Here is a 12,437-nt window from a genome sequence, read left to right as displayed (position 1 = left end):
ATGATGCGCGCGCCGCCCGGCCACTTGGCCGTCCCGTCGGGTCCCGGGCCGTGGCCCGGGGTCATCGTGATCCACGAGGCGTACGGGCTGAACGACGACATCCGTGCCCACGCCGAGCGGTTCGCGGGCACCGGCCTGCTCGCCTTCGCCCCCGACCTGCAGACCGGCGCCTCCCGGCTGCGCTGCGTCATGCGCTCCTTCCGGGAGCCTTCCGGGAGCTGTCCGCGCAGCGCGGGCGGAGCTTCGACGAGCTGGAGTCCGCACGGACGTGGCTCGCCGGACGAGCGGACTGCACCGGCCGCATCGGGGTGATCGGCTTCTGCTCCGGGGGCGGCTTCGCGCTCCTCGCCGCGGCGCAGTCGGACTACGCGGCGGCCGCCGTCAACTACGGCATGATCCCCAAGGACGCCGCCCAGGCGTTGACGGGCGTGTGCCCGGTCGTGGCGAGCTACGGCGGACGGGACGCCAGCCTGCGGGGCGCCGCCGCCCGCCTGGAAGAGGCGCTGACCAGTCTGGACGTCCCGCACGACGTGCGCGAATACCCCGATGCCGGACACGGCTTCCTCAACAGGCACAAGCCGCTGCTCATCACGCGGATCCTCGCCAAGGCCGGGTTCCGGCAGGAGGCCGCCGACGACGCGTGGGATCGCATCGACGCATTCTTCGCCGAACACCTGCACCAGACCACCGGGCAGCTCCCCCCGGCCGAGGCCCGGCGCTGAGCGTGGCCGGACGGCTGCCCCCATCGGGGGTCATCTCACGACTGGGGCGCCGGTCAACGATGGAGCGCGTCCGGGGTGTCGTCCTCGACCAGGAAGCCACCGGATTGGTGATGCCAGAGCCGGGCGTAGGAACCTTCGCTCTGGAGCAGCTCGCTGTGGGTGCCCTGCTCCACGATGCGTCCCTGGTCGAGCACGACGAGCTGATCCATGCGGACGACGGTGCTCAGACGGTGGGCGACCACGAGCGCGGTACGGTCCCGCATCAAGTGCCACAAGGCTTCCTGGACGAGGATTTCGCTCTCGGAGTCGAGGGCGCTGGTCGCCTCGTCCAGCAGCAGGATCGGAGCGTCGCGCAGGATGGCGCGGGCGAGGGCGACGCGTTGCCGCTGGCCGCCGGAGAGTTTGACGCCGCGCTCGCCGACCAGGGTGTCGAATCCGTCCGGCAGAGACTCGGCGAACTCCGTGACATGCGCCGCCTGCGCGGCCTGGAGGATCTCGGCATCGGTCGCACCCGGCCGGGCGAACGCGATGTTGTCACGCACCGACCGGTGGAACATGGCGGGCTCCTGAGGGACGTAGGCGATCAGGCTGCGCAGGTCGGATTGGCGTAGCCGGGTGATGTCCTGGCCACCTATGAGGATCCGGCCTCCGTCGATGTCCATGAGGCGCAGCAACAGCCGGGTGAGGGTGGTCTTGCCGCCGCCGGACCGGCCGACCAGCCCGATCTTGGTGCCGCTGGGGATGTCCAGGTCGAGGCCCTCGAACAGGGGCGGGCCCTCGGCGTGGGCGAACCTCACCTGCTCGAACCGGACGCCTGCGTCCGCCGGGCGCAGCGGCTGCGGGTCGGCCGGATCCACCACGGTCGCCGGTACGAGGAGCAGTTCGGTGAACTGGGCCGCTTCGGTGAGCGTGCTCTCCATGCGCCGGTATATCTGGTTGAACTCGAACATGATGCTGATCGTGTTCGAGTAGTAGGTGAACGTCACCACGATGGCCTCCACACCCAGACCGCCTCGGAGCGCCACCGCAAGGAGCAGGCCCACGGCACTGGTGAGGACCGATATGGGGGCGACAACGGTGTCCACCCGGAGGTTGCCGTAATCCCAGGAACGGAGCGTCAGCCTCTGCTGCTCCGCGATCCTGGCCCGGTGTTCGGTGGCTTCGCGGTCCTCGGCGGCGAACGCCCGGACGGTCTCCATGTTGGAGAGCACATCGGCGACGTGGCCCGACACCAGCACCTTGGCGGCCTCGCGCTGGTCGACCAGCCGTTGGCGGCGGCGAACGAGCGGGGCGACGAGAAAGCCGGTGACGATGATGAGGCCCACGAGAACAAGGACCAGCAGCGGGTCATACTGCCACAGCACCACCGAAGCGAAGACCAGCGGCACCACCTTCGCCATGATCGAGAACGTGAGCGTGTCGGCGAATTCCTCGAACCTGCCGGAGAACCCCAGCACCCGTTTGGTCAGCGAACCTGCGAAGTTGTCATGGAAGAACGCGGCATCCTTGGCCAGCAGCTCGTCCATGCCCACCACGCTGAGCCGCTCGATGCCCCGGGCGTCCATACGGTTCAGGAAGTGCAGTCCCACCCGCCACAGCGCCTCGCCCGCCAGCAGCAGCGCGCCGAAGCCGAGCACGTAGGGCAGTAGCGCGTCGACGGAGCCGTCCCCGCCACCGGACAGATGCCCGACAAGCCCGGCCACCGCCAGCGGCGCCAGGTAGAACAGGCAGATGTTCCCCGTCGCCGGCAGCGTCAGCGCGGGCACCGTGACCCGCCACTGGCGCGTCAGCTCACCGCAGTAGTAGCGCAGTGCCAGCAGCACCGCCGACCTTCGTACAGATGGACCATCTCCGGAGTCCCCGACTGATCCGAGCACAGCCATCCGCCCTCCCGAATGCCGACGCCGCCGTGGCCATGGTGCCGCAGCGTGCGCACGGGGAGCGAGCGATTTTCTGGCCACCCAGGGCCGCGGAGGTGGGGATGTACAGGTTGGCGCCGTTTTGAGTCCTGATCAAGGCTGACGCCGATCGGGGCCGTGCCCACGTCCTCGGGCTCGACCGCGCGTACCGGGCCGGCGACGGATTTCCCTCCGGCGGCCGGTCTTGATACCGACCGAACCGATCATCGTCAGCCGTGAATGAGCGGAATCCCCGATCCCGCGCCCTGGAATGCGGGATCGGGGCCTTGCGTCAGAAGTACCTGGGCGTCAGGTCGGTCGTCGGCCAGCTGGTCACGGTGCCGATGGCCTTGCCGAGCAGCGGGTCGATGGAGTCGAACTCGGGGGTGCCCTCCTCGGCCCTGCGGTTGAAGATGGCGCAGTAGCTGACGCCGTTCTGGACCCGTGCGAGGAAGCTGAACGTCCCGGGCATCGAGCCGGTGTGCCAGGTGTTGAGCCCACCGACGTTGTTGTTGCGCACGTGCCAGCCGAAGCCGTACCACGACCCGCCCGAGGTCACTCCGGTCTCCGGCTTGGCGAACACCCGGGACAGCGACGTGGAGTTGAGCACCGGCCCCGCGGCGTCGAACATGAAGCCCCACTTGACCAGGTCGACGGCCGAGGCCAGCCATCCGCCGTTGGCGTCCTGGTTGGCCATGTTGAAGCCGCCGTAGGGGAAAGGCACGATGGTGCCGTCCCCGCCGAGGACTGTCTTGCGGGTGTACTTCGACTCGTACGTCACTTCGCCCGGGAAGGCCTGCGCGGCCAGGCTGCGGCCGAGCCGGGGACGGGTGATCTTCAGTGGCGCGAGCAGCTTCTGCTGGATGTACGACTCGTAGCTCTGCCCCGACACCTTCGCGATGATCCGGCCGAGCAGCATGTATCCGTAGTTGCTGTAGGCGTAACGCGAGCCGGGCGCGAAGTCGAGCTTGCGCCCGGTGGTGAACTCCATGATGTCGTCGTGGCCGATCGGCAGCGGCGCGTCGAGCGCGGCCGAGATCGCGTAGTCGTACCAGAGCGGGTCGAACGACACGGCGCTGTCCCAGCCGCCGGTGTGCTGGAGCAGCCGCCACAGGGTCACGTTCGCCAGCCGGGGGTCCGCCGTGGCGGACAGCCCGAGCAGTTTGGTGACGGGGGTGCCCAGAGTCAGCTTGCCGTCCTGGGCCAGCCTCGCGATGGCCGCCCCGGTGAGGCTCTTGCTCAGGCTGGCGACCCGGAACAGCGAGGTCGGCTGCACCTTGGTCGCGACCCCGTTCCGGGTGTACGTCCCGTAGCCGCGGGCCAGCAGGATCTTCCCCTTCCGGGCCACCGCGAGCTGCGCGCAGGTGATGTTGCGCTCCTGGATGTACTTCTTCACCGCCGCGTCGAACCCGGCGAGCTGCGACGGGACGACACCCGTGGTGACGAGCGCGGCCGATGCGGCCTCCGCTGGCCGAGCGCCCAGGGCGAGAACGGGCACCATGCCGGCGCTCGCCTGGAACAACCTGCGTCGGCTGAGGGACGCCACAATTTCCTCCGATGACTCGGGAACATCAAGAGGCAATTACTACCACAAACACCTTAATATCGGTCGCTAGCAGCAGATTTCCGGACATCCTTATGGCCGGCGGTCGCCGGTGCGACGATCAGGGCTCCTTCCAAGTCATGGCCGACCCGGAAGGCAACGAGTTCTGCTTCGTTGCTGGTCTATGAGCACTGAGGGCCGGCGTTCGCCGGGGAGGGCCGGTCGTCTTCGCGGTAAAGAGTCATCAGCAGCGGCCGGGTCAGGGCGGCCATCTCGGCGGGCGAGCGCGGGCATCCGTGCTGAAGCCAGTCGGTGGCGACGCCGATGAGCGCTCCCGCGGTGAACGCGGCGGGCACGTCGTGCGGAACGTGGACCGTGTAGTCGGTGGGCGATGGGGAGTCCTCGCCGGTGACGGCCCGGCGCGCGCCGAGGTAGGCCGCGACGGTGGCGCGGCGGCGTACGTGGTCGATGACGCGCGCGCTCCCCTGGGGTCCGAGCACGCTGCGGTAAAGGCCGGCGTGCTCGTCGAGGTGGGCGAAGAAGGTCAGCAGGGTGTCGGGGGCCGCGTGCGGGGTGTCCCCGGTGCCGGGGTCGGGTATGGCCTCGATCAGGTCGTCGATCATCGTGGTGCAGGCTGCCTCGGCCAGTTCGTGCACGTCACGGTAGTGGTCGTAGAACGTGGAGCGGCTCACCCCGGCGCGTTCGGCGACATCGGCGACGCTGATCCGGGACAGGTCGCGGTCCTGGACGAGGTCGATCAGCGTGCGTTGCAGGGCCGCCTGTGTGCGGCGCACCCGCGGGTCGGTCAGTTCGCTGTCTCTGTCTCTGGGGAGGGCCACGCCTCAGTGTACTGTGGCCTACATCTGTAGGTTAGCCTACGGATGTAGGGAAGTTGGAATGGCATGCTGATTGGGGACAATCGTGACCGCTGACTCCGCTGAGACGCTCCAGATCACCCGCACCTGCCCGTACGCTCCGCCCGAGCAGCACCTTCGCTTCCTGCGTGAGCAGCCGGTCACCAAGGTCACGCTGCCTGGGGGTTCGGCCGCCTGGGTCGCCGCCCGTTATCAGGACATCCGCACGGTCCTGAGCGACCCGCGCTTCACCGCCGACCGCCGCCATCCCAACGCCCCCAGGCTGAACGGCGAGATGGGGCCGGGCCAGTCTCCCCTGCCCAAGATGATGCTGGAGATGGACCCGCCCGAGCACGGTCACGCGCGTCGCGCCGTGATCGGGGAGTTCACCGTCAGGCGCATGGCGGCTCTGCGGCCGCGCATCCAGCAGATCGTGGACGAGCACCTCGACGCCATGCTGGACGGCCCGCGCCCGGTCGACCTCGTGCGGGCGCTGGCCCTGCCGGTGCCCTCACTGGTGATCTGCGAGTTGCTCGGCGTGCCATACGACGAGCACGACTTCTTCCAGACGCACTCAGCGCAGTTGCTCAACCGCACCATCACGGCGCAGGAACGGCAGCACGCGTCCCTTGAGCTGGCCATTTACCTGGACAAGCTGATCAGGGCCAAGGAGGAGGACCCCACCGACGACCTGCTCGGCCGCCAGGTGCTCAAGCAGCGTGAGAGCGGCGGGGTGGACCATGGCGCACTGCTCAGCCTGGCGTTCCTGCTGCTGATCGCCGGGCACGAGACCACGGCTAACATGATCTCGCTGGGCACGTACATGCTGCTGCAGCACCCCGACTCCCTCGCCGCGCTGCGCGAGGACCCGGGCAAGACGCCGGGCGCGGTCGAGGAGCTCCTGCGGCACTTCACCATCGCCGAGTTCGCCATCATGCGCGTGGCCATCGAGGATGTGGAGCTCGGCGGCACGGTCATCCCCGCGGGAGAAGGCGTGCTCACGCTGGCGAACGCCGGCAACCGCGACCCGGAGGTGTTCGCGGACGCCGACAGGTTCGACATCGAGCGCGACGCTCGCAGCCACCTGGCGTTCGGCTTCGGCCCGCACCAGTGCCTGGGCCAGAGCCTCGCCCGCGTGGAGCTGGAGATCGTCTTCAACACCCTGTTCCGGCGGATCCCCGGCCTGCGGCTGGCCGTCCCCGCCGAGCAGCTCGGGTTCAAGGACGACGCCAGCGTCTACGGCATGCACGAGCTGCCCGTCACCTGGTGACGCCGGCCTGTGCCAGGAGCTTGGCGTAGCCGGGTGCGTCCAGCCTGGTCGAGACGTACCAGGCGGTGCCCGATCCCATCTGATGCCGGGTGACCGCCGGGCGGCCGTCGGCGTACGTCGCGGTCGCCGTGGCGCCCGTCAACCGGACGGCCTCGCTCCAGAAGTCGCCGGTCGTCCCGTCGGACAGCGTCACGGGGCCGGTCAGCGGGTGGAACTCCTCGACGCGGACACCGAGGAGGTCGCGCAGGGCGCCGGGGTAGCCGCCCAGCCGGACGCGGGTGTCGGGGTCCACGACGCCGCTGAAGTACGACACGATCAAGGTGCCGCCGCCTTCGACGTACGCGACGAGGTTGGCGGCGGCCTCGTCGGAGATCAGGTAGAGGGACGGCACCAGGACAGCCCGATAGCGTGAAATGTCGTGGGACGGGTGGACGAAGTCGGCGGTGATGTCGTGCCGCCACAGCACCCGGTGCGCTTGCTCCACCGACACACGGAAGTCCAGCCCGGTGGCGGGGAGGGCGGGGTTCTGGAGCGCCCAGCCTGCCTCGTCGTCCCAGAGGATGGCCACCTCGGCGGCCTCGGCGGGACGCGCCGGAGGCAGAGTGCTGAGTGTCCGGCCAAGTTCCGTGACCTCGCGGAAGACACGACTGTCGGCGCCCGCGTGCGGGACCATGCCCTGGTGCCACTGCTCCGACCCGCCGCGTGAGGCCCGCCACTGGAAGTGCAGCACCCCGGCGGCCCCACGGGACACGTACTCGAGGCTGCGCCGGACGTGCTCTCCCGGCTCCAGCGTGAGTGTCCGCTCGGGGGTGTACATGGCCGCGACGCCCTGCTCCATCAGGATCCACGGCTTCCCGCGCGCCCAGGAGCGGGCGAGGTCGGAGGCGAAGGCGATCTGGGCGAGGCCGCCGTCGCCGGGTTCGTCGGTGTAGTGGTCGATCGCCACGAGATCGACCTCGGCCGACCATTTCCAGTGGTCCAGGGGCGTCCATCCGGCCATCACGTAGTTGGTGGTCACCGGCTGGTCGCCGTGAACGCGCAGGATGTCGCGCTGCTCGCGGTAGTGGGCGAGCAGCGCGTCGGAGCAGAACCGGCGGTAGTCCAGCAGTTGGGCGGGGTTCGCCCGGTACTGGGTGGCCCGCGGCGGCAGGATCTGCTCCCACGACGAGTAGTACTGGCTCCAGAACGCCGTGGTCCACCTGTCGTTGAGCGCGTCGAGGGACTTGTGCCGGTCACGCAGCCAGGCGCGGAAGGCCGCCGCGCAGTGATCGCAGTGGCAGATCGTGCCGTACTCGTTGTGCACGTGCCACATGGCCGTCGCCGGGTGCGCGCCGTACCGCTCGGCGAGCGCCGTCACGATGCGGCGTGAGGCCTCCCGGTACGCGGGAGCGTTGACGCAGTACGTGTCGCGGCTGCCATGGGCGAGCCGGACCCCGTCGGCACGGACCGGCATCGCGTCCGGGTAGGACAGAGTGAACCAGGGCGGCGGAGACGCGGTCGGGGTCGCCAGGTTGACCTGGATGTCGTTGTCGTGCAGCAGGTCGAGCACACGATCGAGCCATCCGAACTCGTAGACCCCCTCCGACGGCTCAAGTCGCGACCACGAGAAGACCCCCACGGTGGCGAGATTGACACGCGCCTGGCACATCAGCTCGACATCCTCCTGCCAGACGTCCTCGGGCCACTGTTCGGGGTTGTAGTCTCCGCCGAAGAACACGCTCTCTCCTTGGTGATGTCTAGTCGCTGCCGGTGACGAAGCTCTGGATGGCGACCACCGCGCCGCCACGGGCCCATTCGCGAAAGTCGTCGTCCGCCTCGATGATCACATCGGCCGAGTTCGCCACGCCGCGCCGGTCCGCGCTGAGGGCCCGGTCGAGGTCGTCCTTCGCGACGCGGGCCAGTTCAACGCCTTCGCCGGCCACGATCACCCTCTTGACCATGGAGAACGTCGCGATGTGCGCGATGAGCCTGCCGAGAGCGGCCGCGGCCTCGCCGACGACGCTGAGGCACACCTTGTCCCCTCCCGCGGCCAGGCGCATCACCTCCTCGTACGTCACCGGCCGCCGCAGCCCTTGCCCGGCGGCGGTCACGACCGACTCGCTGGACAGGTACGCGGCGGCGCATCCGCGGTGGCCTTCCCGGCACATCGGTCCGCCGCCGTTCAGTACCAGGTGGGCGAACATGCCGAGGTCCGCCTCGGTCGCGGTCACCAGGTGATCGTGCACGACGAGGGCGTAGCCGATCCCCGCCCCGATCGACACGAGCGCGAAGTCACGCAACCCGCGGGCCGCGCCGAACCAGTGATGCTGGTGGGCCAGCGCCGCCACGTCGTTCTTGACCGCACACGGGACGCCCAGCGCCTGCTCGAGCAGCGGCTTGAGCGGCACCTGCCGCCAGCCGAGGAAAGCCGAGTCGACCAGCCGTTCGCCGCCGAGCTGAACCGCGGCGCGGGCGTCGCCGGCGAGTGTGACACCGGCGCCGACGGGTGGTCTGCCGCCGCCGGACAGCTCGTCGAGCAGCCGCCTGGCCTGGCGGCACACGGCCTCAGGAGTGTGGTCGGAGATCGGCTCGTCGCGAGCCGCGACGATCTCCGCGCGCAGGTCGGTGACGACGGCGTGGACGTGGTCCGCGGTCAGCTTGACGCCGAAGAAGCGGTGCTCGCCCGCGGCCACGTCCAGGGGGCGGGTCGGGCGGCCGTTGACCGGGTCGTGCACCACCTCGCCTTCGACGAGGAGCCCGGCATCGATCATGGGCTTGGTCAGTCTCGTCAGGCTGCCTGTCGACAGGCGCAACGTCCTGGCCAGCGCGGTCCTGGACGCGGGACCGTGGATGATGAGCTCCTTGACGATGGAGCGTGCCGCGTCGGGCAGGTCGTCCCACATGCCGGACCAGCTCCCGGTCCCAACCCCCATCAGCGCCCCCTGTTGGCTTTGCGGCGAAACTATCATGTCCACCGCGTAACCGCACCTTCACGGTAAAATCTCCGAAAAGTGCGATACGTAGTGACATTACTCTCACCTTGTCTCTAAGTTGGCTTTGTTGCGAAGCCAGCTCGCTTCGTATGAAGGAGGCACGGATGCGTATCACGAGGCTCGGCGGCTCCATCGCCGCGCTCGGCACGGCCGCCGTCCTGGCGGCCTGCTCGTCGGGCACGCCCGGGAGCACCGGCACGCCGGCGGCGGAGGCCGGGCCGGTCACGCTGGAGTTCTGGTGCTGGGGCACGCCCCAGAAGGCCAAGGTCGAGGCGTTCAACAAGACCCACCCGAACATCCAGGTCAAGCACACCGACGTGGGCGGCGGCACGGACACGGCGACCAAACTGCTCACAGCGAACCGGGCAGGCAACGGCCCCGACGCCGCCTGCATGGAATACGACACCCTGCCTTCCATGATCGTAGCGGGAGCGCTGGCCGACATCTCCGCTTACACCGGCGACGTGAAGGCCGCCTTCAGCCCGGAAGTGTGGGACCTGACCAGCTTCGACGGCGCCGTCTACGGGGTGCCGCAGGACGTCGGCCCGATGGTCCTGGTCTACAACAAGAAACGTTTCCAGGAGCTGAAGATCGAGCCGCCCGCCACCTGGCAGGACTTCGCGAAGGTCGCGGCGGACGTGCGCAAGAAGGACCCGGAGGCCTATCTCGCGACCTTCGCGCCGGCGGAGTTCGGCAACTTCGCCGGGCTGGCCCAGCAAGCCGGCGCCTCCTGGTGGAAGGTCCAGGACCAGACGTGGACGGTGGGCATCGCCGACCAGGCCTCCCTTGAGGTGGCCGACTTCTGGCAGGGGCTCATCGACAAGGACCTCGTCAAGGCCCAGCCACTGCTCACCCCCGAGTGGAACAACAAGCTGAACAAGGGCAAGATCCTCACCTGGCCGAGCGCCCTGTGGGCGCCGGGCGTGCTGTACTCGGTCGCGGAGAAGCAGGCGGGCGACTGGGCCATCGCGCCTCTCCCCCAGTGGAAGGCGGGCGACGACCGGGTGGCCTTCCAGGGCGGCTCCGCGCTGACCGTCACCAAGGCCTCCAAGCACCCCGAGGCCGCGGCCACGTTCGCCAAGTGGATGAACACCAACAAGGCGGCGTACGACGTCCAGATCTCGTTGGGCGAGTACCCGGCGTCGCTGGCCGGTCAGCAGGCCGCGAGCAGCAGTCCGCCGCCCAAGCTGACGGCCAACCAGAAGGACTACTGGGACATCGCCACCAAGGCGGCCCAGCGCACGATCCCGCACATCAGCTGGGGGCCGAACGTCAACACCGCCAAGAGCGCGTACCAGGACGCCGTCTCCGCCGCGATCAAGGACCACACCCCGCTGAGGGACGCGCTGACGAAGACGCAGAACCTCGTGGTGGAGGACATGAAGACCACCGGCTTCAAGGTCGCGAGTCCATGACCGCCACGACTAGGGCCGACCGCGCGTCCCGGGCGCCGTACCTGTTCGTCGCGCCCGCCGCGCTCCTCTTCCTGGCATTTCTGGCGATCCCCATCGGCTACGCGATCTACCTCAGCGCGCGCGGCCTGCGGCTGACCGGCAAGGGCATCTTCGGCACGCGCGAGGAGGTCTTCGTCGGGCTCGACAACTACGTCAAGACGTTCACCGACCCCGAGTTCTTCGCCGGCTTCGGCAGGCTCGCCCTCTACGGCCTGATCAGCGTGCCGCTCACGCTCGGGCTGGCGCTGCTGTTCGCGCTGCTCCTCGACCACGCCGGTTCGCGGGCCAGGAGGTTCTCGCGCACGGCGATCTTCATCCCGTACGCCGTCCCGGGCGTGACGGCCTCGCTGCTGTGGGGCTTCATGTACCTGCCCTCGACCAGCCCGTTCAGCTTCCTGACCCGGGAGCTGGGGCTGGGCGAGATCCCGTTCCTGGGGGCGGGCGGCATCTACCCGTCGCTGGCCAACATCGCGGTGTGGGGCGGCGTCGGCTTCAACATGATCATTATCTTCACGTCGCTGCGTGGCCTCCCGGCGGAGCTGTACGACGCGGCGCGCATCGACGGAGCCTCCGAATGGCAGATCGCCTGGCGGATCAAGATCCCGCTGGTGGCGCCCGCGCTCGTGCTCACCGGACTGTTCGCGCTGATCGGGACGCTGCAGGTGTACGGCGAGCCGACCACCGTGAGACCGATGACCACGGAGATCTCCCAGGATTGGGTGCCCTTGATGCACATCTACCGCAACGCCTTCATCAGGGACGACCTGCCGCTGGCCTCGGCCGCCTCCGTCCTGCTGGCCGCGGGCACCCTCGTGGTCTCGGTCGTGCTCCTGAAGGTCACCCAGAAGCGGGCGTTCGGAGGCATGCAGTGACCGTGGTCCCCCACCGGCGCGCCAAGATCCTCCCCACTCTCGTCCTGCTCATCGGTGCGATCTACTGCCTGGTGCCCGTCGCCTGGGTGCTCGTGGCCTCGACCAAGTCGAGCGGCGAGCTGTTCTCGACGTTCACCTTCGCCCCCGGAACGGGCCTGCTGGACAACCTGGGCAAGCTGTTCACGTACGGGAACGGCCTCTACCTGCGGTGGACGGCCAACAGCGTCCTGTACGCGGTCGCCGGCTCCGCGGTCTCGACCCTGATCTCGACGCTGGCCGGGTACGCCCTGGCCAAGTACGAGTTCCGCGGCCGGAACCTGCTGTTCTACGCCATCCTGGCCGGCGTCCTCGTACCCGGCATGACGCTGGCCATCCCGCAGTACCTGATCATGTCCGAGGTCGACCTGGTGGGCGGCTACTGGTCGGTCCTGCTGCCGGGCCTCATCTCGCCGTTCGGCATCTACCTGGCCAGGGTGTACGCGATGGGGTCCGTCCCGGACGCGACGATGGAGGCGGCCAGGATCGACGGGGCGGGCGAGTATCGCATCCTCGGCTCGATCGGGTTGCCCATGATGATCCCCGGCATGGTGACGATCTTCCTGCTGCAGTTCGTCGGGACCTGGAACAACTTCCTGCTGCCGTACATCATGTTGTCGGACGAGACCAAGTTCCCGATCACCGTGGGCCTGTACACCCTGCTCAGCAAGGGCTCGGGCCAGCCCGCCCTGTACGGCATCGCCATCATCGGCGCAGCCGTGTCGGTGATCCCGCTCATCGCCCTGCTGCTGTTCCTGCAGCGCTTCTGGCGACTCGACCTGCTCAGCGGAGGGTTGAAGGGCTGACGACGCGTCA

Annotated in this window: 12 protein-coding genes; 7 read left to right on the top strand and 5 right to left on the bottom strand. The window is 68.9% G+C overall.

Translation table 11 applies throughout. From position 1 onward, the window contains the following. Both ACQPWU_RS23270 and ACQPWU_RS23265 read left to right on the top strand, forming a co-directional pair. On the top strand, positions 1–312 hold the full coding sequence (locus ACQPWU_RS23270; RefSeq protein WP_433443444.1) for a dienelactone hydrolase family protein: 312 nt from the start codon (positions 1–3) through the stop codon (positions 310–312). After that, positions 219–722, top strand: a complete 504-nt coding sequence (locus ACQPWU_RS23265; RefSeq protein WP_433445273.1) for a dienelactone hydrolase family protein — start codon at positions 219–221, stop codon at positions 720–722. Before ACQPWU_RS23270 ends, ACQPWU_RS23265 begins: the two co-directional genes overlap by 94 nt. Positions 723–775: 53 nt before the next feature. On the opposite strand, the gene ACQPWU_RS23260 is transcribed toward ACQPWU_RS23265, so the two are convergent. Both ACQPWU_RS23260 and ACQPWU_RS23255 read right to left on the bottom strand, forming a co-directional pair. Continuing rightward, positions 776–2,545, bottom strand: a complete 1,770-nt coding sequence (locus ACQPWU_RS23260) for an ABC transporter ATP-binding protein (RefSeq protein WP_433443442.1) — start codon at positions 2,543–2,545, stop codon at positions 776–778. A 367-nt stretch (positions 2,546–2,912) separates the two neighbouring features. Further along, positions 2,913–4,166, bottom strand: a complete 1,254-nt coding sequence (locus ACQPWU_RS23255; protein WP_433443440.1) for a serine hydrolase domain-containing protein — start codon at positions 4,164–4,166, stop codon at positions 2,913–2,915. Positions 4,167–4,177: 11 nt separating this feature from the next. Here ACQPWU_RS23255 and ACQPWU_RS23250 point away from each other — a divergent pair, with 11 nt between their 5' ends. Further along, a complete protein-coding gene (locus ACQPWU_RS23250) occupies positions 4,178–4,351 on the top strand; it encodes a VOC family protein (protein WP_433443437.1) in 174 nt (57 codons plus the stop codon). Here ACQPWU_RS23250 and ACQPWU_RS23245 read toward each other — a convergent pair. Continuing rightward, complete coding sequence (locus ACQPWU_RS23245; protein WP_433443435.1) at positions 4,346–5,002, bottom strand: TetR/AcrR family transcriptional regulator; 657 nt, start codon at positions 5,000–5,002, stop codon at positions 4,346–4,348. The two genes, ACQPWU_RS23250 and ACQPWU_RS23245, sit on opposite strands and share 6 nt — an antisense overlap. A gap of 82 nt (positions 5,003–5,084) precedes the next feature. Here ACQPWU_RS23245 and ACQPWU_RS23240 point away from each other — a divergent pair, with 82 nt between their 5' ends. After that, complete coding sequence (locus ACQPWU_RS23240; RefSeq protein ID WP_433443433.1) at positions 5,085–6,287, top strand: cytochrome P450; 1,203 nt, start codon at positions 5,085–5,087, stop codon at positions 6,285–6,287. On the opposite strand, the gene ACQPWU_RS23235 is transcribed toward ACQPWU_RS23240, so the two are convergent. Together ACQPWU_RS23235 and ACQPWU_RS23230 are read right to left on the bottom strand one after the other, a co-directional pair. Then, positions 6,277–8,004, bottom strand: a complete 1,728-nt coding sequence (locus tag ACQPWU_RS23235; protein WP_433443431.1) for a beta-galactosidase — start codon at positions 8,002–8,004, stop codon at positions 6,277–6,279. The two genes, ACQPWU_RS23240 and ACQPWU_RS23235, sit on opposite strands and share 11 nt — an antisense overlap. 19 nt (positions 8,005–8,023) lie before the next feature. Then, positions 8,024–9,199, bottom strand: a complete 1,176-nt coding sequence (locus tag ACQPWU_RS23230) for an ROK family protein (RefSeq protein WP_433443429.1) — start codon at positions 9,197–9,199, stop codon at positions 8,024–8,026. 164 nt (positions 9,200–9,363) lie between these two features. Between ACQPWU_RS23230 and ACQPWU_RS23225 the strand changes: the two genes are divergently transcribed. Genes ACQPWU_RS23225 through ACQPWU_RS23215 form a run of 3 tightly spaced genes read left to right on the top strand, consistent with a single transcriptional unit; the run spans position 9,364 to position 12,427 of the window. Next, the gene (locus ACQPWU_RS23225; protein ID WP_433443427.1) at positions 9,364–10,674 is read left to right on the top strand and encodes an ABC transporter substrate-binding protein; all 1,311 of its coding nucleotides are present in this window, start codon (positions 9,364–9,366) and stop codon (positions 10,672–10,674) included. Further along, positions 10,671–11,585, top strand: coding sequence for a carbohydrate ABC transporter permease (locus ACQPWU_RS23220; RefSeq protein WP_433443425.1), 915 nt, complete (start codon positions 10,671–10,673; stop codon positions 11,583–11,585). The genes ACQPWU_RS23225 and ACQPWU_RS23220 overlap by 4 nt, the downstream gene beginning before the upstream one ends. Further along, positions 11,582–12,427, top strand: a complete 846-nt coding sequence (locus tag ACQPWU_RS23215) for a carbohydrate ABC transporter permease (RefSeq protein WP_433443423.1) — start codon at positions 11,582–11,584, stop codon at positions 12,425–12,427. The genes ACQPWU_RS23220 and ACQPWU_RS23215 overlap by 4 nt, the downstream gene beginning before the upstream one ends. Positions 12,428–12,437: the final 10 nt, after the last annotated feature.

It is taken from the genome of Nonomuraea sp. CA-141351 (genome assembly GCF_050944675.1).
Lineage (GTDB): Bacteria > Actinomycetota > Actinomycetes > Streptosporangiales > Streptosporangiaceae > Nonomuraea.
This window is presented reverse-complemented; position numbering and strand designations above follow the sequence as displayed.